Below are 20,068 nucleotides of genomic sequence, written 5' to 3' on the forward strand. Positions count from 1 at the left end.
TGCGGGGGACTCCCCGATCATATAGTCAGTACCCCAACGATGTCGAGGGGTGGGGCGGGCCGACCTGCGATGCTGAGCCCATGAGCCTGAGCGCAGAGCCCGCCGACTGGACGCGTGACGTCGGGCGGGGGCGCGCCGCGCGGACAGCGACGCTCCTGGTCTTCGGCGTGAACGGCTTCGCCTTCGCCACCTGGATGGCACGGGTGCCCGACGTGAAGGACCTGCTGGACCTCACGCCGGGCCAGCTGTCGCTGCTCCTGCTGGCGATCTCCGTGGGGTCGCTGTGCGGACTCCCTGTCGCGGGCCGCATCGCGCACCGCATCGGCGCCGCGAACACGGTGCTGCTGGGGATGGGGGTGAGCCTGCCCGGGCTCATCGGCGCCGGCATCGCCGTCGAGGCGCATGCCCCGATCCCCGTCCTCATGGTGCCCCTGTTCCTGGTCGGGCTGGGCATCGGCGGCTGGGACGTGGCGCAGAACCTCGAGGGGTCGATCGTCGAGCAGGCGCTCGGCCGCTCCGTCATGCCGTGGTTCCACGCCGGCTTCTCGGGTGGAACCGTGGTGGGCGCGCTGGTCGGGGCGCTGCTCACCTGGCTCGCGGTGCCGGTGGGGGTGCACATCGGAGTCGCGGCGGCGGCCGGCATGGTGGCGGTGGTACCGCTCACCAGGCGGTTCCTGCCGGCGTACGACGAGGGCGCGACGGAGGCGGTGCCGACGGGGGGCAAGGCGCGGTCGCCGTGGCTCGAGCCCCGCACCCTGCTGATCGGGCTGATGGTGCTGGCGGCGGCGTTCACCGAGGGCGTCGCCAACGACTGGATGGCCGTCGCGTTCGTCGACGGTCACGAGACGTCCAACGCGCTTGGCGTGGTCGCGCTCGCGGTGTTCCTGTCCTTCATGACCGCGGGACGCATCGTCGGCACGGGACTGCTCGACCGCTTCGGGCGCATCGCGGTGCTACGGGTGATGTTCGCCACCGCCATCGTGGGCTGCGCGCTCGTGGTGTTCGGGCCGCCGTGGCTCGCCTTCATCGGGGTGGCGGTGTGGGGCGTGGGCGCGAGCCTGGGCTTCCCGGTGGGGATGTCGGCCGCGGCGGACGACCCGGCGCGCGCGGCGGTGCGCCTCAGCGTCGTGTCCACGATCGGGTACGGCGCGTTCCTGATCGGTCCGCCGCTGATCGGCTTCCTCGGCGACCGGGTGGGCGTGCTCGACGCCCTGCTGGCCGTCGGGGTGGTCTCGCTCGTGGCGATCCTGGTGGTGCCGGCCGCACGACCGCTCGAGGCGGAGCGGGCGGAGGCGTAGGACGGGCTCGGCGCGAGGCCTGCCTACTGTCGGGTAGGGGCCTAGGTTGGCAGGTTGCCACGATGTGCGCCCGTGTTCAGACTGAGCTCCCGGCGGTTGGGCGGGAGAGCGCCATATCCTGGCAATTCCTTCACGGAGCGCTCTACCTGGGGATTTTGCCGCCGGCGTCGAGGGTCGCGACTACCTTGGAGGCTGTAGGAGACAACCCAGAGCGGCCGGCCGTGCCCGCGAAGGGCTCGTGAGTGGCGGTTCGCGGCGCTAGTGTCCCCGGTGGCACGAGTCAGGCATCACGCCCAAGGCGGACCCGCTAGCAGGCGGCACGTGCCTGTCGCGTGCTTCCGCGTCGGGTCCGCCTCCTCGCGCGACGCCCGTCCGTTGAGTCAGGCCCGAGCGGTAGTGAGCACTGGCAAGTAGGTAGGGTCTGCCCCAGCATCGGGCGACCGGAGTCGATCGATGCTGCAGCAGATGCCGCCTATCCGTTCACCACGCCCGAACCGCTTGATGTTGGTGTGCGCTGCCAAGAGGGCCGCTTGGCGGGGACGCGTTGGCGGCGGCTCGTGTCGTCCGAGCCATCTTCCTTGACGTCCTCGTTGAGTGTCTCGACGTGGTTGCGCTGGCCCCACATCTTGGACCACTTCGGTGAACGATGGATGTAGTGCCGACAGACCCGGTTCCGGACGAGGGCCGGGAGGGCCGGGGACTAGGGAGTGCTGAGCGATGCGTGGGCCGTCGACTCGCGGGCGACGATTCTGCCAGCGACGCGAGTGCTGCCCTGCGGGAAGCCATCTGGGTCGAGCACGGCGCGCGCCGCGACCCGGCCGAGCTCGTCCAGGTTCATGTCGACCGAGCTCTGCGGCAGGCGAGCGGTTTGGGCTACGGGCGCCCAGTTGTCGAACCCGATGACGGCGACGTCGGTGGGCACCCGCATACCCCTGGCGGCGAGACAGTCGATCGCGCCGCGGGCGATCTGGTCATTCGCGCAGACGAGTCCGTCGAATTCGACGTCGCGGGCGAGAAGCTGCTCGACCGCCTCCCACCCCCAGGCTTCCGTCCAGTCGCCGAAGAGCGGGCGGTTGAGGACCGGGTCCATGCCGCGCGCGGCCAGGCCGTCCAAGGTGCCGCGGGCGCGGAGCCGGGCGGCCATGTAGCCGATCGTGGCCGGGTCGTCGGGGCCGCCGATGTGCGCGATGGCGCGGCATCCGACGTCGATGAGGTGGTCCACCGCGAGACGGCCACAGCCGCGGTGATCCGCCACGATCGACACGTCATCCGCGTCGGTCGATGGGCCGTAGGCATAGACGACAGGCACCTTGATGCTGTCCGGCAGCGGCAAGACGGGCTCGGTGCCCCTGGCGACGTAGATGATGCCGTCGACGCGACGGCTGAGCAGCGCGTGGACGTGGCGGTCGACCATCTCCGCGCTGCCGCTGGCATTCGCCATGATCGCGACGGCCTCTCCGTCGCGCAGCGCGCTCTCGACGCCGGCGAGGATCGGCAGGGAGAATCGGCCTTCGAGGTCGGTGGTGAGCAGCCCGATCGATCCGCTGCGACCGAACATCAGGCTGCGCGCCTGCTGATTCGGGTAGAAGCCCAGGTCCTGAGCCGCTTGTTCGACCCGGGCGCGCGTCGACGGATTGACACCCCGCTTGCCGTTGAGGGCTTTCGATGCCGTAGCCATGGAGACACCCGCGGCCGCCGCCACGTCCGAGAGCGTGGTCGCGCGCGCAGCCTTGCTGGGGGAATCGCTCGTCACGCCTGTCTCCATCGTCGCAGTGTAGTGCCCGCTACCGCGCGTCGGGGTGGCCGCTCCTGGTTGACATCGTTCCCGGGAAGACCGTACCTTCGACTCAGCGAAAGGCCTTTCGCAACTATAGACCTTCAGCGTGCAACGGTGCCTGATGAGGAAGGTGTGACTGTGACCACCATGACGACAATTTCGACGCTCCAGCCGCTCGCCCTGCGCGACGCGGTCATCGCCGACGGGTTCTGGGCGCCCCGGCGCGAGACGGTGCGCGCACATACGATCCCGCAGCAGGAGCACCAGCTACGGACGGGCGGTCAGTTCGAAGCCCTCAGGCTCGCATGGCGACCCGGCGACCCCGGCGAGCCCCACATCTTCTGGGAGAGCGACATCGGCAAGTGGATCGAGGCCGCCAGCTACACGCTCGCGACGCACCCCGATCCCGACCTCGAGGCATCGGTCGACGAGGCCATCGATCTGCTCCGCGGGGCGCAACAGCCTGACGGCTATCTCAATACCTACTTCACCGTGGTGAAGCCCGGTGAGCGCTTCACCGACCTGCGCGACGCCCACGAGCTCTACTGCCTCGGCCATCTCATCGAGGGCGCGGTCGCGCACTTCGACGCGACCGGTAGCACCAGCTTCCTCGACATCGTCCGTCGCTACGCGGACCTGGTGGTTCGGGAGTTCGGACCGGGCGGCTCCTGCGAGGGCGGCTACGACGGCCACCAGGAGATCGAGCTCGCGCTCGTGAAGTTGTCGCGCGCCACCGGGGATGCGAGGTATGTGGAACTCGCCAAGCGCATGATCGACGCTCGTGGGACGCAGCCGTACTACTTCGAGGCGGAGCTGGAGCGCCGCGGTACACCCGGCTACTTCAGCCGGGAGTTCCGCAACCGTGAGCAGCAGGCCGAGCGCTTCCGGGAGTACAACCAGTCCCACCTGCCCGTGCGCGAGCAGTCCGAGATCGTCGGACACTCGGTGCGGGCCATGTACATGCTCATCGCGATGGCCGACCTGGCCGTCGACACGGACGACCCGGGCCTCCTGAGCGCCTGCGAGCGACTTTGGGAGTCGATGGTGGGCGGGAAGATGTACGTCACCGGCGGGCTCGGGTCGGACCCGTCCATCGAGGGCTTCTCCGCTCCCTTCGACCTGCCGAACTACACCGGCTATGGCGAGACCTGCGCGGCGATCGGCCTCGTCATGTGGGCGCAGCGCATGGCGAACATCACCCGCGACGGTCGCTATGCCGACGTGCTCGAGCGCGCCCTGTACAACGGCGTTCTCGCCGGTGCCTCGTCCGACGGCGTCTGCTACTTCTACGGCAACCCGCTCGCCAGCGCCGGCGACGTGCATCGTCACGAGTGGTTCGGAGTCGCGTGCTGCCCGCCGAACCTCGCCCGGCTGCTGGCGTCCCTCCAGACCTATGCGTATGCCCAGGGCGACGACGAGCTCGCCGTGCACCTCTACATCGGGGGCAGTGTGACGACCACGGCCGGGGGCGGCGCGACGGTCGACGTCGCGACCGCCCTGCCTGCGGACGGCCGTGTCGCGCTCACCTTCCGAGACGTGCAGGCGGACGCCGCGTGGACGCTTGCGTTGCGTGTCCCCGCGTGGTCGGCTACGACATCTGTCCGAGTGAACGGTGAGGAGATCGCGCTGGCCGAGGTGGTCCGGGACGGCTATGCGCGCCTGACACGCGAGTGGGCCGAGGGCGACGTGGTGGAGCTGTCGTTCGACGATGCACCCTTCCGGGTCCGCGCCGATCCTCGCGTCGCTGCGGACGCCGGGCGCGTCGCCCTGCAGCGCGGCCCTCTGGTCCACTGCTTGGAGGGCGTCGACCTCGACGGCGTCCCCGCCCACAGCATCGTGCTCCCGCGCGAGGCCGCGCTCGTGGTCGAGGAGGGCCCTGTCGCGGGTGTGCACGCCATCGCCGCCGACGCTAGGCGCGTGGAGCCGCTCGCCGACGGGCAGCTGTACTCGACCGAGGATCCGCGCCTGCAGCCGCAGTGGATCCGTGCCATCCCGTACTTCGCGTGGGCTAACCGCGGGCAGTCGACCATGGCGGTCTGGCTCCCGGAGCGGTAGCCGGGAACGCCCGCGCGACGAGAGGGTCGAGGGCCCCGAGACTGCGAGGTCTCGGGGCCCTCGACGTCACCTCGCCGTCGCGACCGAGCGCAGCGAGACAGTCGCCCCCGCCCCCGTCGGCAGGGCGACGGTGACGCGGTTCCAGCCGGGGCGCATCGTCGCGTCGCCGTCGAGGCGCCGGCCGTCGATCTCGACGGCGTAGGACCCGGCGCTCGGCGCGCGGACCTCGAGCGCAAGCTCGTGGGCATCCGCGGTGATGTTCTCGAGCTCGAGCACGCAACCGTCATCTGCGATGCGCACCTCCACGATGGCGTCACGCTCGAGGACCACCGCCCACCCGCGAGCGACGTCGAAGAAGCGTGCGCGCAGGCCGTCGTGCGGGACCACGGTAACGCCATGCCCGGTTGCCGTCACCGTGCAGCCGAGGCCCGCGTCGCGGCCCTCCTCGGCGTACACGATCGAGGCGGCGCAACGCAGCGCCCCGAACCACCCCAGCGCGCTCTCGCCGGAGAGGGCCACCACGCCGTGCAGGAGGTCCTCGCCGCCTGCGCGACCCGAGAGGTCGCCGTGATGGCCCACCACGATCCAGCCGCTTGCCCCACGGTTCTCGGGGGCCTCGCTCAGGCAGCCGCCGGAGTTGAAGATCGAGAAGCCTGCCAGGTAGGACGCGTAGGCGGCCTTCAGAAGCTCCGGGTCCGCGTGCTGCTGCTCCAGCGCCCAGTCGAACAGCGCGTACGCGCCCAGCTGCGTCATGTAGCTCGCGTTCCACTGGCTGTCGCCGTGGGCGCGCAGGTCGGTCATGTAGAGGTGCCACACGGGCTGGCGGCCGCGGTTGGCCAGCGACGCCCGCGCGGACTTCTCCATCACGGCCTGGTCGCCCACGGCCTTGCCGTAGGCGTAGACCGCCTCGAATGCGGTCGAGTCGTACGCCATCTCCGAGCCGAAGGGGTACTCCTTGCCGGCGAAGTGCATCGCCTTCTTGGTGACGAGCGCCTCGAGATGGGCGGCCTCCTGGTCGAGCCCCTCCCGCCGGAGCGCGGCCGGCAGGTCGAGCGCGATGCCGAGCTCGCCCATGTTGCCGAAGCGGTCGGCGCCGACGCCGTCGGGGAACATCCAGTACGCGAACATCGCGCGGGCGTAGAAGTAAGCCTTCCGAAGCCACTCGACGGGCGCGTCGAGCCAGTCGTAGCGGTACAGCGTCGCGATCCGGTACATGTTCACGTAGGTGTTCGCCACGTGGACGTAGTTGAACGCACGCCATACGTCGTCGGCGCCGTTGCCGGCCCACGGCTCGAACATCGAGAACCACGGCACGGCGCGATGGACGCGCCAGCCCGGCTGCTCGGTGAGCCGGTCCTCGATGAAGTCCTTGCAGTAGGCCTGCAGGGTCCGGATCTGGTCCTCGTCGGGCCGGTGCACGTTCCACTCGGATAGGAAGAGGCCGCTGACCAGGCCGATCTCGTCGCTGCCCCCCGCCATCCACTCCGGCACGTCCGTGGTCGAGGCCGCGTTCACGCGCTGGCGCCCGGCCAGGTCCCACATCAGCAGCCCGTGGAACGCCGGATCGGCGGGGTCGGTCTCGAACTGCCGCTCGGCGATGAACGCCGCCTGCTGCGAGTAGATGGCCTCGGGATCCTCGATGCCCCAGAAGACGATGCGGGACTCATGGCTGCCGACGGACACCCGCAGGGTGCGCCGCCCGTGGCCGCGCAGCGTGAGCGGGAGCCGCCAGGTGCCGTCGCAGAGGCTCTCGAGCGTTCCGAGCGCCATGTCGGCGGGGTCCGTGGTGACGTCCGGGCGTGCGTCGGCGTAGACCGTCGCCGCCGCCTCGAGCCCGACCGGGAGCACCATCCCCGGGGTCGTCTCCAGGTAGACGCCCCCGTTGGCCGCGAGCCAGCGGTGCGTGGCCTCGTGGTCCGCCTGCATCGACACCAGCAGCGAGAGGGTGACCTCTGCGCCGGGGTCGAGCGTCCGACCGTCCCCGTCGACGCCGAACGCGGGGTTCTCCGAGTCGATGGGGTACGCCGTGTAGAGCCCCTCGAACGACTCCGAGAAGGTGCTCCGGGGCCCCCACCGCGGATCGTCGTGCGCGACGTCGAAGCTGTCGATCGTCGTGTCGCCCATCGTCTTGAGCACCAGCAGGGGCATGTCGCCGCTCGACTTCGCCCAGGTGAACCACGAGTTCGCATGGCAGATCGCCGCGTGCCTCAGCACGCACTGCTCGTACTTGTACGTGTCGTCCCCGCGGAAGTACTGGTTCATGAGCAGCGGGACCCCGACGCGGGCGAGCTTGACGGCGGCGTCGCCGTCGTTGCGGATCAGGGTGTCCCATCGAAGGCCCTGAGCGGTGCGCCGGTACTCCTGCGTCACGGAGAGGTGGGACGTCGACTCCGACGGCGAGAAGGACACCTGAATGCGGTCCCTCGCGACGGAGACCGTGCGCTGCGCGGCGAGCTCCGAGGTGAGGAACGCGGCCGGGGGTCCCGCGGGCGACGCGACCTCGATCCCCACGGTGCCCAGCCAGCGCGAGCCCGGACCGTCGTACTCCTCGAAATCGTCCACCGGAAGCAGGAACTCCGTGCCGTGGCGATCGCTCGCCGAACGCATCGACGTCCATGCCGCGCGCACGGGGTCGAACCCCGCGCGCAGGTCGCCGATCTCCCACACCACCGCATCGTCCTCAGGCGCCACTGTCGACCCTTCCTCGTTGAAGCGTAGAGGCCGCGCGCCCCGGTCGTCGGGGTGCACGGCCAGGCCAGGATGAAAGGCCTTTCGTCCAACGGTACCCGCAGCGACCCACCCGAGCAACAGGGATGATGGGTGGCGATTCGGCGACGACGGCACCGCGCTGTTGACATCGGCGAATCGGCGAGAGTATCGTCGCCGTCATCGTCGAAAGGCCTTTCAATGGGGAAGCCGATCGGGGAGACTGGAGCTCGACGAAGGAGCTCGGTCAGGTGTTCTGCTCAGCCACTCAAGGACGAGGCCGGCCGGATGCCGCACCACACACTGAAAGGAATGTCATGGGACAGCGCAGTTTCCGTTGGCGTCGCACCGGCGCCGGCGCCATGCTCGCCGGCATGGGGGCCGTCGCCCTCACCCTCTCCGCCTGCTCGTCGAGCGACGGTGGCGACGGTGGCAGCTCGGGCGAGCCCGGCCAGCCCGCCGGCGACCAGAACCTCACGATCATGTTCTGGGGTGACGAGCGTGCACCCGAGCAGTGGAAGACGCTCGGCGACGCCTTCATTGCCGACGGCCACGAGAACGTGAAGATCGAGTACATCCACCAGCCCGCGGAGTACGACACGAAGATCCAGACCCTCGTCGCGGCCAACCAGACCCCGGACGTGTTCTTCATGAACTCTGCGGGCATGGGCCGCTTCATCGACGCAGGCACGCTGCTCGACCTCGCACCTGTGTACGACGAGCTCGGCATCGACCTCGACAGCGAGTACCTCGAACCCGCGATCTGGCGCGAGGACGAGTCGGTCTGGGGACTCTCGCCGCTGATCCACCTCATGGTGATGTTCTACGACAAGGCCGCGTTCGACGCCGCCGGTATCGATACGCCCCCGACCGACCCGGCTGAGGCCTGGTCGTGGGATGACTTCGTGGCCGCCGCCACGGCCCTGTCGGACCCCTCGTCCGAGGGGGACGGCTGGGGATCGATGATCCTCACCGACCCGCTGGTGACGGCGCCGCTGCTGGCGTCGAACGGCGCGTACTGGTTCGACGAGGAGGCGATGGAGTTCACGCTCAATGACCCGAGCGCGGTGGAGGTCTACGAGAACATCAAGGCCCTCGCGGACACTGGGGTGTCCATCCCGCCGGCGAACCTGAGCTCGATGGGTCTCGACGTGGTCTTGCAGTCGCGCCAGGCCCCGCTGTACCCGGGCGGCACCTGGAACCTCCAGGCCGTCACCGAGGCGTGGGGTGAGGATGCCGGCATGGCGCTCTACCCGTCCTACGGCGACCCGAAGTCGATGGCGGTCACCGACCAGCTCGTGGTTTCGGCCAAGACACAGAATCCCGAGCTCGCGGCGGAGTTCGTGCACTTCGCGACCCAGGCAGAGAACAACCCGGCCGCCTACGACGGCGTTCCCGCGACCCGGGCCGCCACGGAGGGCAACGGCCGCGAGACCTGGCTCACCACGGGCAACCGTCCGCTCGGCTTCGAGGAGACGATCGACAACTCGCTCGACATCGTCATGGACGACCCGTCCCGCAAGGTCCGGGACCTGATCAACGTCTGGAACACCGTGCAGTGGACTGACGATGGCATCAACGGGTACTTCACCGACCTGGTGCCCGACCTCGGCGCCGCGCTCGACGGGTTCAAGCCCACCGTCGACCAGATGCTCCAGGCGCAGTGATGAACGCGACGACTCGAAAGCCAACCGGCTCGGCTCGCACCGGCACTCGTGCCGACGCCAGCCGCGGGAAGGGCACGCGTCGTCGCCACGAGGCAGCGGCGGGGGTGGCGATGGCCACCCCCGCCATCCTCGGCCTTGTGGTGTTCTTCGTCCTCCCGCTCGGGGCCGCCGTGGTGATCAGTTTCACCGACTGGGGCCTCCTGAGCTCTCCCGAGTTCATCGGACTGGACAACTACCGGGCCATCTTCTCCGACCCGCTGGTCGGCAAGTCCCTCGGGGTCACTTTCTACTTCGCGCTGCTCTCGGTGCCCACCGGCATCATCGGAGCCCTGCTGATGGCCCTGCTCCTCAACCAGAAGACCCGGTTCAACCGGCTCTTCGTCGTACTCTTCTACCTGCCGTCGATCCTCCCGGTCGTCGCAGTCATCGTTGTGTGGTTATGGCTGCTGGACCCGTCGTACGGCCTGGTCAACCAGGGCCTCGAGAAGGTGGGCCTGCCGACGTTGGACTGGTTCTCGGACCCGAATCTGGTGATCCCCTCGTTCGTGCTGATGAACCTGTGGGGCGTCGGAGGCTCGGCGCTGATCTTCCTCGCCGCGCGGCGCGGCATCTCGCCCACGCTCTACGAGGCGGCATCCCTGGATGGCGCGGGCCCATGGCAGCAGTTCAAGGCCGTGACGCTGCCGATGCTCTCGCCGGTCATCCTCTTCACCCTGGTGATCGGCATCATCGCCGCCATGCAGACCTTCGCGCAGGGCTTCCTTATCGGCAGCGGGTCCGGGCAGTCGGCGCTGTTCTTCAACCTCTACCTCTATCAGAGGGCCTTCCAGGGCGGTCAGATGGGCTACGCGTCGGCGCTGGCGATGCTGCTGTTCTTCATCACGCTCATCCTTACCGCGATCACCTTCCGATCCTCGAGCCTCTGGGTCTTCTACGAGAGCAGGCAGAAGTGACCACTCCCGAACTCACGCAAGGCGTCCACGAGGTCGCCGGACTCCCGCCGCAGCGGCCCACGCGAAAGGCACGTCGATCGACGGGCGACCTGGTGCGCCACATCCTCGGTCGGGCCACGATTTATGCGCTTCTGATCATCGGATCCCTCGCGGCGCTGCTGCCGCTCTTCTGGATGGTCTCCACCTCATTCAAAGCCAACTCCGAGGTCTTCAAGATCCCGGCCACCTGGATCCCGGAGCAGTTCACCTTCGAGTACTACGCGGAGGCGCTGCTCGGCACCAGCCCGAACTTCATCCGGTTCTTCTTCAACACGATGATCCTCGAGCTCCTGATCATCGTCGGGACCCTCCTGACCAGCCTCCTCGCGGCCTACGCGTTCAGCCGGGTCCAGTGGCGCGGCCGCGACCTGGTCTTCGGTGCGACGCTCGCGACCATGATGGTGCCGTTCGCCGTCACGCTGGTGCCGCTGTTCATCGGCTGGTCCAAGGTGGGCGCGATCGACACGTTCTGGCCGCTCGCCCTGCCCGCATGGTTCGGCGGGGGCGCGTTCAACATCTTCCTGCTGCGCCAGTTCATGATGCAGATCCCTAAGGACTTCGACGAGGCCGCGCAGATGGACGGTGCGAGCCACTGGTACATCCTGCGGTACATCATCATGCCGATGGTGAAGCCCGCGCTCCTGGTGGTGGCGATCTTCACCTTCATCGGGGTGTGGAACGACTTCCTAGGACCGCTGATCTACCTGACGAGCAACGACAACTACACGATCGCGCTCGGCCTGACGTCCTTCAAGCAGACGTACGGTACGCAGTGGAACCTCTTGATGGCGGCGTCCGTCGCGACCATCCTGCCGATCGTGATCGTCCTGTTCACCTTCCAGAAGCCGATCATCGAGGGCGCGAACCTCAACCCAGGCCTCAAAGGCTGACGCGGGGCGCCGCGGCCCGGCGAACCGCCGGCCGCGACGCCCACCCTCGGCGGGCGACCTTGCGTTCGCCAGATCCCCGCCGCGGCACCCGCGCCGCCCGCCGGTCCACCCGGCCGACGAAAGGTTCACACGCCCATGCGCAGACCTGTCCGGATCGGGCTGACCGTCGCGGCCGCGATCGTGACCGCCGGCGCATCGTCCATGCTCATCCGAGCCCTCGTCACGAATGGAGACGCCCCCGTGCCCGTATCGCCCGAGCAGATGGCCACCCTGAGCTCCGACACCTTCCGCGTGGGGATCGACGGCGCGAGCGGAGGAGTCTTCGAGCTCTCGCATCCCGCGGATTCCTACGGCACCACATTCGTCGCCAATCCCGACATCCACCCGGACTGGGACATCGACGACTCGCGCTGGGTAGGCGACCTCGTGATGCGGGTCGACGGCGCGGAGCGGCTGACGAGCGCGTCGGACGACATCCGCACGGTCGCGTCCTCGGGCGACCGCGTGGTGGTCGCGTACGACGGCGAGGCCGCGCGGGAGGACGGCATCCGGGGCTTCGGCCTGACGGAGACCTACGCGCTCACCGGCGAGGACCGCGACGTCTTCGACTGGTCGATCACCCTGACCAACCCTTCATCGGAGCCGCTCACCATCGAGGACCTCGGCGTACCCATGCTGATGAACGCATGGTGGAACGCCGGCGACCAGACCGCGATCTACGAGCAGAACGTGGTGCGTCACTCGTACGTCGCGGGGGACGGCTCCTACGCGTACTGGCAGCGTCCGAACGGCGAAGGACCCTTCCTGGTGATGGTGCCGAAGCCCGGCACGTCGCTGGAGTTCCGCGACAAGAGCCGGACGGGACAGACCATCTTCGGCGAGCTGGATCCCGCGTGGGAGGGATTGGTGACGTTCGCGATCCACTCCGCCGTGTTGCAGCCCGAGCGCGAGGGCAAGATCGGCGGTTACCTTCCGGCGACGTCCGGCACCGTGCCGGCCGGGGGCTCGGCGTCCTACGGCTTCACCTTCCGGTGGGCCGCGGACTACACGGACCTGCGCGACGTGCTGTTCGACGCGGGCGTGGTTGACGTGGTCTCGCTCCCGGGGATGGTGGTGCCGACCGACACGGACGTCACCCTCGCCGTGCGCGCCACGGGCGGGATCGAGGGGGTCGCAGGTGAGGACGGCCGGTCCGTCTCCGTCACCTCGGTGGGGACCCGGAACGGGTACGAGCTCTACCGGCTCACGATGCCCCGTCTCGGGCCGAACAAGGTCACTGTGACGTTCGACGGCGGCCGCACGTCGGTACTTCAGTACTACGCCATCGCGCCGGTCGAGACGCTGATCGACTCCCACGCCCGTTTCCTCGTGGATCACCAGCAGGCGCGCACGGAGCACGACTACGACGGAGCCTTTCTCCAGTGGAGCATGGCGACCGGCAAGCCCGTGTCCTGGCACGACTACCCGGGCGGCGGCTGGAAGGAGTGGATGGCGGGAGGCTCCGACGACTCGGGGCTCGCGCCCGCCCTGTACCTGGCCCGCAAGAACCTCACCAGCCCCGACCAGGCGGAGATCGACGCCCTCGACCGGTATATCGACAGCTTCCTTCTGGGCTACCTTCAGGCGGCAACCGAGGACGGGGAGCGCACCTGGCAGGTCTACCGCTGGTACGACGGCTGCGACGGGACTCCCTGCGACCAGGGCGTGTGGCGGGCGTACAACTACACGCACATCGCCAACACCTACGTCGCGATGTACGAGGTCGCGACCACGTACCCGAACCTCGAGACTGCCCGCCCCGCCCGCGAGTACCTCGACCTGGCCTTCCGGACCCTCGAGGCGATGTTCACCAAGATCCCGCTGCCGACGCCAATTGGCGACGCGGCGCACGACCTGGGCCTCATGGGCGAGGGGACCTATCCCGAGATCCTCGCGGCGCTGGACGGCGAGGGCATGATCGCCCAGGCGGCGGCCCTGCGCTCGCTGCTGGACGCCAAGAGCGAGACGCTTTTCGCGCAGAAGTACCCGTTCGCCTCGGAGGCGAGCATCGACACCACGGGCTTTGAAGCGTCATACGTGTTCGCGAAGATGTACGACGATGAGGCGCTCAAGGACCGTGTCCAGAGGTCGTCGCTGGCCGCGCGCGGGATGCAGCCGCTCTGGTACTACTACGGCTCGGACAACCGTCACATGGGCGAGTCGTGGTGGAACCTGGGCTACGAGACGCAGCTCGGCGCATGGCAGCAGCAGGACTACCTGCGCGAGGAGATGGCGGCGGGAGACAGGGACTTCGACGAGTCGATGCGCTCGACCTACGGCGCCCTCCTCGCCGGCTGGGCCAACATCAACGCCGGGCAGATCAGCGCTGACCCGGCGAACATCGGCGCGGCGTCCTGGCAGTACCAGAGCCAGCTGGGCGTCCCCGAGCCGAACTGGGCGTTCATGCCCCAGATCGACGGCTGGTGGGCGTGGTCGGGCGAGGCCGACCTGGGATTCTGGGGAGGCCTCCGCGCTTCCGAGGTGGCGGTGGTGGAAGACCGAATCGTGGGCTTGTATGCCTACGGCGGCGACCTCTCAGCATCGGCCAGCGGCCTCTCCATCGTCCCCAGAGACGGCGTGCGGCAGCGGGCCACGTTCTACCAGCACGGCGGCTTCCGCTTCGAGCTCACCGGCGCGCGGTACGCGCGTGCCACGGTCGACAATGCGCTCACGGAGATCACCCTGGCCGTCGAGCACGGGGCGGCCGGAGGGGGCGCCTTCACGATGCGGCTGAGCCGTGCGGTCGACGGCACGTACGCGGTCGAGGTCGACGGCGAGGCCGCCGGCAGCCTCGCTGTGGAAGGTGGAGCGGGGACGGCGACCGTCGACCTGCCCGGCGGTTCCGGCGAGGTGCGGCTGACTCGCGAGCTGGCTCCGGCTAGCCGCTAGAAGAACCCCAGCCTCTCGTGTCGGTTGAGTGAACTGGCCTGAGTTTCGTTCCGTCTGATCGACAAGGATGGAACCCATGACTCGATACACGCCGGAGATGCGTGAGCGCGCCTTGCGAATGCTCGCGGAGGCGCTTCCGGATCACCCGAACCTGACCTCGGCGACGCGGCACGTGGCGGGGATGCTCGGGATGAGTTCCGAGACGCTTCGCCTGTGGCAGCGCCAGATGGAGGCCAACGCGGGCGGCAAGGTCGCGAACGTCGCCGACGCGGCGGCGGAGATCAAGCGTCTCAAGCGCGAGAACGCCGAGCTTCGCAAGGCCAACGAGATCCTCAAGGCTGCGAGCGTGTTTTTCGCCAAGGAGCTCGACCGCCCCTGACCGAGATGATCCGCTTCACTGATGAACATCGGGATCAGTTCGGGGTCGAGCCCATCTGCCGTGTCTTGCGCCCGGCAGTCCAGGGATTCCTCACCGCGCGCGGCTAGCGCGCCGCGAAGACCAGAACACCGTCCGCACGGCAGCTGCGTGACGAGCTGCTCATCCCCGAGGTCGCCCGTCTGCACGCGGAGAACTACGGCGTCTACGGACGGCGCAAGATGCATGCGCTCATGCGCCGTCAGGGCTGGGACATCGGGCGGGACCAGACCGAGCGGCTCATGAGGCTCGCAGGCGTGCGGGGCGTGAAGAAGTCCAAACGCGTCTTCACCACGAAGTCCGACCCGGCCGCGGCTCTGCCGAAGGATCTCGTGAAGCGCCACTTCAGGGCCGACGCTCCTCGCCGTCTGTGGGTGGCCGACATCACGTATGTCGCCACCTGGTCGGGCTTCGCCTACGTCGCGTTCGTCACCGACGTCTTCTCACGCAGGATCGTGGGCTGGAACGTCGCCTCGACGCTGAAGGCCGAGATCCTGCCCTTGCAGGCCCTCGACATGGCCGCATGGGACGCCGGAGGCGACCTCACCGGGCTCACGCACCACTCGGACCACGGCTCGAACTATCAGTCGATGGTCTACACCGACCGCGTCGTCGAACTCGGCGCGAAACCCTCGACGGGAACCGTCGGCGACTCGTATGACAACGCTCTGGCCGAGGCGATCAACAACCTCTACAAGACCGAGCTGATCCGCCAGAGAGGCCCCTGGCGGACCGTCGAGCAGGTCGAGCTCGCCACCCTCGAATACGTCTGGTGGTGGAACCACCAGCGCCTCCACGGCGAACTCGGCATGCGCACCCCCGAGGAGGTTGAAGCCGAGTACTACGCTGACCTCGCAGCCGCCCAAGTAGCGTCTGTCGGACAAAGAAACTGAGCGGAACGAAACTCAGGCCAATTCAGATCTGGTGATGCGACCCACATGAAGCGTGACGGCACGAGTGCGAAGCGCGCGTTTGGGCGGCCGCCGTTCGGCACTACGGTGTGGCGGGCGTGGCGCACAGACGGCCGAGTGGACCTGCTGCACAAGTCGGCAATTGCCAGACTCGCACGGCAACTTTGCCGAACTAGCGCCGTTTGCCTAGATAGACCGGCAACCGACACTGCCTACAGCTCGCCCTTGCCCTCCAGGTACTTCATGGCGACGTAGCCCAGGGGGATCCGCAGCCAGTAGCTGAGGAGTCGATAGATCAGCACGGCGGACAGCGCGAGGGCGTAGGGCATGCCCGAGCCGGTGAGGCCGGTGGTGAGCGCGAGCTCGACGGCACCGAGACCACCGGGCGTCGGCACCGCGGCGCCCACCGCGTTGCCGACGAAGAACAGCACCGCGAGGTCGATGATCGCCATGTCCTGGCCGAAGGCCATCAGCGAGGCGTGGAACGCGCCCACGAAGCCCACGGTGAGGAGCAGGTTGCCCAGCAGTCCGAGCCCGAGCCGCCACGGCTGACCGAGCACCTGCGACAGGCGCGGCCACGTCTGCCGCACGGTCGGCATGATCCGCTTCGCCGCCCACGCGCGCACCCGCGGCACGGTCAATGCGAGCCCGATCGCGGCGGCGACCACGCCCAGCCCGATGAGGATCGAGGTCGAGGGCAGCGCCGCCAGCGCGCCGTTGCCCCCGGAGACCACGGTGAGGATCACCAGGCCGACCACGGTCACCACCACGGAGCTCACCTGCACCAGCGCCACGGTCGCGACGGCGAGCGGCGTCGCGACCTTCCGGCGTGTCAGCAGCCGCAGGTTCAACGCGGCGGGCCCCACGCCAGCCGGCACCGCGAGAGCGACGTAGGCCGCCGCGACCTGGGTGAGCAGCACCCGTGAGAACGGCAGCCTGACGGGGCTGAACGCGACCATCGCGAGCGCCGCACCGACGAACGTGAGCAGCGCCCACGCGAAGCCGACCACCAGCCACCAGGGGTTCGCCTGCTGCACGGCGTCGAGGAAGTCCTCGGTGTTGAACTGCACCGCGATGACCGCGACGGCGACCAGCGCCAGCGCGATGGTGGCGACGGTGCGCCACCCGAACCGCACGATGTTCTCCGACCCCACCTCCGCGTCGGGCGACCGCTCGAGGATCTCCTGGCGGACCGCCTCGAGCACCTTGCCGTGGGGGTTGCCCCGGAGCGACCTCCGCGTGGTCGCCGGCAGGACGATGCTCTGGAGCAGGGGGGCGGCCTGCTCGACGGTCTCGGCGCCCAGGACGCGGAAGGCGGAGTCGACCGCGCGCTCCGGACCCACCTTCGCGGCGGTGAGCGCCAGCACCTGGGCGGCGTCGATGCGCTTGGCGAGAACCGACGTCGCGACCTCGCCCAGCTCCCAGGCGGTCAGCCACACGGTCGGCAGCGTGCCGGGCACCTCGTCGCCCACCAGCACGGTGTCGGCGTCGAGGCGGCGGTGCGACAGTCCGGCGCCGTGCGCGCGATCCACCTCGGTCCAGATGGCGTCCAGCAGCGCATCGTCGACCTCGTCCTCCGGGACGTCCGCGAACGGCCGGACCGCGGGCGGGCGCTGGTAGACCAGCAGCATCGTGTCGCGGATCTGGCTCATGCCGAGCACGCGGCCCGTGCGCACCCCGGCGACGCGGGCTGCATGCGACACGAGGGCCGTGGACTCCGCGCTGGACCGCAGCGACACGTCGGCGCGCGTGTCGACGCCACGCAGCCGCAGCGATCCCCACAGCTTGGACAGGAAGCCTGCGGCCTGCTGGTCTCCGTCGAGGGCGACCACGAGCAGGTGGTGGTGCTCGACCGTGGTCATCGCGTAGACGCGACCCTGACGGGTGCGCGCGAGCGCGTCGGTGACGGCGTCCAGCTCGGGGTGCTCGTGGACATGCTCCATGTCCGCTCGCACCATCGTGCGCGGGTGGAAGCCCGCGCGTCGCACGCCCTCGACCAGCGCATCGCCGTACGCGCGGTCCGCGGTGGAGCCGAGCCAGTAGCGCAGGCCGAGTCCCGCCGCGCGCCCCAGGAGCACCGTCAGCAGGGCCGACGGGATGGTGACCACGCTGAAGATGATGCCGATCGCGAGCCCGAGCCACAGCAGGTTCCACGAGATCGACAGCGTGCGCCGGGTGTTGCGGCGGCCGGCCGCCGTCAGCATCGCGGAGATCGCGGCCACGAAGCTCGGGAGCTGCAGCGACTCCGCCCCCCGGGGCGTCAGGCTGAGGCCCAGCTCGGGCGTGCCCCACAGCACCAGGCCGGCGGCGAGCAGCAGCGTGAGGATGAACGCGCCTACCGCGGCCGCGAACACCTCAATGAGGCGGCGAGGCTCCCGGCGCACGATCAGGTCGATGACCAGGGTGGCCGGGATGATCACCGCGACGATGCCGTTGAAGAGGTTCACCGGCGCCACGAGCAGGCGCTGGAGCAGGGGCGACACCCCCGCGATGTCCTGCGCGATGCCCTGGGTGGTGCTCAGCGCGTACTCCGCGAGGAAGAGCACCAGGACCACGCCCAGCGCCGTGCCGACCAGCGCCAGCAGGTCGGTGAAGCGCCGGATGCGGGCCTGCGGCTCGTCGACGATGCGCACGGCCGGGGTGTCCGAGGACACGGCGGCGGAAGCGGTGTCGTCGGCCATGTGCGCGAGTCTACGGCCGCCGGTACCGGGACCCGGGGCGGACGCACCCGCTCGCCGCGCTCAGGCGACGCCCAGCTGCACCAACCACTCGTGCGGCACCAGCTCGGGTCCGATGAACGCGACCGCGTCGAGCGTCCAGTGCGCGAGCACCAGCGGCGCCAGCCGTCCGCGCCGGACGTAGACCCAGCCGAACACCAGGCCCATCACCACGTTCCCGAGCGCCATCGGCCAGCCCTGGTACAGGTGGTAGGCACCGCGGAGCAGGGCCGCGAGGATGATCGCGGTCCAGGGGCTCCGGCCCAGGTCGCGGAGCCGCGTCAGCACGAACCCGACCACCACGAACTCCTCGAGCACGCCCGCCGCCGCGGCAGACAGCAGCAGGATGGTCGCCGCCCACCAGGCGTCCGGGAGGCCGGACGTGTCGACCGTCACGGTCTGGCCGAATGCGCGAGAGATCGCGTACAGCGCGAGGCCGGGCAGGCCGATCATCGCCGCGAGGATCGCTCCCCAGCCCAGGTCCTTCCACCAGGCGCGCGCGGGGCCGACCAGGCCCAACCGCCGGCGGGCCGACGCGCCGTGCTGGCTCAGCAGGTACAGCGCCAGCGCGACCGGCACCAGCGCGAAGCCGATGGTCAGCAGCTGACGGATCAGGTCGATGACGTCGATGCTCGACCGGCTGGGGTTCAGCGTGGTGGTCTGGCCCGAGATGGGTGTGGAGTCCAGGTACCGCTCGATGAGCCGCACCGCCGCGTACACCGCGGTCTGACCCAGCGACAGGCCCATGACGATCCAGACCTCGGCGCGCATGCGTCGCTTCGAGGGCAGCGTCACGCCCGCGGCGGGAGGTGAGGGAGGGGTCTCGACCGGGGCGGCTGCGGTGTCCATCGTCACGCCACTCTAACGAGCGGGGGTTCCCGGCCTACGCTGGCGCCATGCGCATCGTCTCCCTCCACCGCTTCCCCGTGAAGGCGATGGGCGGCGAGGACATCGACGCGGTGCGCGTGGACGGCCGCGGGCTCGCGCACGACCGGGCGTTCGCGGTGGTCGATGCGGACGGGATGTTCGCGGCGGGCAAGCGCGGGTCGCGGTGGCGTCCGCACGAGGCGATCTTCGGCTTCGCTGCCACGGCGCGGGACGATGCGGTGGTGGTCCTCCGCGGCGACGCCGCGTGGGAGGCGGGGTCGCCCGGGCTCGATGCCGAGCTCTCCGCGGCGACGGGGGAGCCGATGCGCGTGGTGGCCGAGACCCCGGGCGAGACGGACTTCTTCGACGCGAAGCCGGTGTCGATCGTGGGCACGGCCACCCTGGACTGGTGCCGGGCGGAGCTCGGCGCGGACGCCGATCCGCGCCGCCTGCGCGTCAACGTCGTGGTCGAGACCGACGAGCCGTTCGTCGAGGAGAGCTGGATCGGGTCGCGGATCGGGCTGGGCGACGTCGCGCTCGACGTGGTGAAGCGCAACACACGCTGTCGGGTCATCGACCAGGCGCAGAACGGGGCGACCGAGCGGACGCGGTGGCTCAAGCCGCTGGGCGACCGTCGGGACGGGTGCGTGGCGGTCTACGCGACGGTGGCGACCCCGGGCATCGTCCGCGTGGGCGACCCGGTCGCGCCCCTCACCGCCTGACTTCTGCAGCCCCCACCCCCGGACACTCCGCACGGAGGTGAAGTCGACACGCCGGGCCGGACCCCGCATCGTCCCCTCGCGCGCGGCGTGTCGCCGCGAGCTCCGTGCGCACGGTCCGGCAGG

Annotated in this window: 11 protein-coding genes and 1 pseudogene; 8 read left to right on the top strand and 4 right to left on the bottom strand. The window is 69.5% G+C overall.

Annotation, left to right across the window (positions count from 1 at the left end; translation table 11 throughout):
• Positions 1–80 precede the first annotated feature (80 nt).
• On the top strand, positions 81–1,298 hold the full coding sequence (locus tag QQX10_RS06240) for an MFS transporter (protein ID WP_301119100.1): 1,218 nt from the start codon (positions 81–83) through the stop codon (positions 1,296–1,298).
• A gap of 700 nt (positions 1,299–1,998) precedes the next feature.
• On the opposite strand, the gene QQX10_RS06245 is transcribed toward QQX10_RS06240, so the two are convergent.
• Positions 1,999–3,063, bottom strand: a complete 1,065-nt coding sequence (locus tag QQX10_RS06245) for a LacI family DNA-binding transcriptional regulator (protein WP_301119101.1) — start codon at positions 3,061–3,063, stop codon at positions 1,999–2,001.
• Between the two features lie 159 nt (positions 3,064–3,222).
• Between QQX10_RS06245 and QQX10_RS06250 the strand changes: the two genes are divergently transcribed.
• On the top strand, positions 3,223–5,130 hold the full coding sequence (locus QQX10_RS06250) for a glycoside hydrolase family 127 protein (protein WP_301119366.1): 1,908 nt from the start codon (positions 3,223–3,225) through the stop codon (positions 5,128–5,130).
• A gap of 66 nt (positions 5,131–5,196) precedes the next feature.
• On the opposite strand, the gene QQX10_RS06255 is transcribed toward QQX10_RS06250, so the two are convergent.
• Positions 5,197–7,821 carry a DUF5695 domain-containing protein gene (locus tag QQX10_RS06255; RefSeq protein ID WP_301119102.1) on the bottom strand — a complete coding sequence of 875 codons (2,625 nt, stop codon included), beginning with the start codon at positions 7,819–7,821 and terminating at the stop codon, positions 5,197–5,199.
• A 332-nt stretch (positions 7,822–8,153) separates the two neighbouring features.
• Between QQX10_RS06255 and QQX10_RS06260 the strand changes: the two genes are divergently transcribed.
• The 5 genes and pseudogenes from QQX10_RS06260 (at position 8,154) to QQX10_RS06280 (ending at position 15,621) form a co-directional block, all read left to right on the top strand.
• The gene (locus QQX10_RS06260; RefSeq protein ID WP_301119103.1) at positions 8,154–9,503 is read left to right on the top strand and encodes an ABC transporter substrate-binding protein; all 1,350 of its coding nucleotides are present in this window, start codon (positions 8,154–8,156) and stop codon (positions 9,501–9,503) included.
• Between the two features lie 110 nt (positions 9,504–9,613).
• Entirely contained in the window at positions 9,614–10,456 is an 843-nt protein-coding gene (locus tag QQX10_RS06265) for a carbohydrate ABC transporter permease (RefSeq protein WP_301119104.1), read from the top strand.
• Positions 10,453–11,385 (top strand): carbohydrate ABC transporter permease, encoded by a 933-nt coding sequence (locus QQX10_RS06270; protein ID WP_301119105.1) that lies wholly within the window; start codon positions 10,453–10,455, stop codon positions 11,383–11,385. Before QQX10_RS06265 ends, QQX10_RS06270 begins: the two co-directional genes overlap by 4 nt.
• A gap of 135 nt (positions 11,386–11,520) precedes the next feature.
• Positions 11,521–14,313 carry a DUF5695 domain-containing protein gene (locus QQX10_RS06275; RefSeq protein ID WP_301119106.1) on the top strand — a complete coding sequence of 931 codons (2,793 nt, stop codon included), beginning with the start codon at positions 11,521–11,523 and terminating at the stop codon, positions 14,311–14,313.
• A gap of 67 nt (positions 14,314–14,380) precedes the next feature.
• Positions 14,381–15,621: pseudogene (locus QQX10_RS06280) on the top strand (IS3 family transposase).
• A 230-nt stretch (positions 15,622–15,851) separates the two neighbouring features.
• On the opposite strand, the gene QQX10_RS06285 reads toward QQX10_RS06280, so the two are convergent.
• Positions 15,852–18,320, bottom strand: coding sequence for a lysylphosphatidylglycerol synthase transmembrane domain-containing protein (locus tag QQX10_RS06285; protein WP_301119107.1), 2,469 nt, complete (start codon positions 18,318–18,320; stop codon positions 15,852–15,854).
• 60 nt (positions 18,321–18,380) lie between these two features.
• The gene (locus tag QQX10_RS06290) at positions 18,381–19,205 is read right to left on the bottom strand and encodes a CPBP family intramembrane glutamic endopeptidase (protein WP_301119108.1); all 825 of its coding nucleotides are present in this window, start codon (positions 19,203–19,205) and stop codon (positions 18,381–18,383) included.
• Positions 19,206–19,252: 47 nt separating this feature from the next.
• Between QQX10_RS06290 and QQX10_RS06295 the strand changes: the two genes are divergently transcribed.
• Entirely contained in the window at positions 19,253–19,945 is a 693-nt protein-coding gene (locus QQX10_RS06295) for an MOSC domain-containing protein (protein ID WP_301119109.1), read from the top strand.
• The last annotated feature ends 123 nt before the right edge of the window (positions 19,946–20,068 follow it).

The sequence above is a fragment of the Demequina lignilytica genome (assembly GCF_030418305.1).
In the GTDB taxonomy this organism is placed as follows: domain Bacteria; phylum Actinomycetota; class Actinomycetes; order Actinomycetales; family Demequinaceae; genus Demequina; species Demequina lignilytica.